Source organism: Novosphingobium sp. 11B (genome assembly GCF_054589055.1).
This window is the reverse complement of sequence record NZ_BAAILP010000228.1, coordinates 1-836: the sequence shown is the minus strand read 5'-3', so window position 1 is coordinate 836 and position 836 is coordinate 1. Positions and strand designations below refer to the sequence as shown.

The 836-nt window shown below is 61.7% G+C and carries 1 protein-coding gene; it reads left to right on the top strand.

Annotation, left to right across the window (positions count from 1 at the left end; all coding sequences use genetic code 11):
• Positions 1-836 (top strand): IS110 family RNA-guided transposase (locus ACYPYD_RS20255; protein WP_459665117.1); only part of this gene is annotated, 836 nt, incomplete at both ends.

Genomic DNA, 836 nt, shown 5'->3' with positions numbered 1-836 from the left:
GGCGCCACCCAGCGATACGTCGATCCGCTCGCCGCCGGGATCAACGACCTGCAGGAGATGTCGAAAACGCACGAGGCGATCTCCAAGGCTAAGACGCAGACATGGCATCGCATCCTGACCCACTACCTGCCGCTCTATTTCCCGGAGATTGAACGCTTCGCTGGCAACAGCCGATCCGACTGGTTCCTTGCTCTGCTCGAACGATTCCCGACTCCAGCCAGCATGACTGTGCTCGGCCAGGAGACTTTCTCCCGCGAAGCATGGGACTTGGTCGGCCGCAAGGTGTCCAAAGCCCGGCTGATCAACGATATCTACGAGACCGCCTGCGCCTCCGTGGCGCTACCTGTCGACGAGGATTCCGTCTCGATCGCTATGTTCCGCATGGTGATCGCCCAAGCACGCAACCTGATCCGGCAGCGCGACGAGATCGAGCGAACGGCGCATGCCATGCTGGCCGAAAACCGCGATTATCAGCTCCTGCGCATGATCCCCGGCATTGGGCCCATCAATGCGTTGACCATTCTCGCCGAGGCAGGCGATCTACGCCGCTTCAGCCATCACCGTCAGTTCCTGAAGTTCTGCGGTCTTGATCTTGCGACCCGGCAGTCCGGTACATTCCGAGGCCGCACGATGCTGTCCAAGTACGGTAATGCGCGATTGCGGCGGACCTTTTGGATGGCTGCCCAGGTCGCCGCACGTCAGCGCAACAACAGTTTCCGCGACAAGCTCGGACGATACACTGCCGGGCACGCGGATGATGCCGATCGTCGCCGCAAGGCGATGACGGCGCTCACCGCCAAGATGGCGCGCGTTGCCCATGCCGTCATCAAGACGGG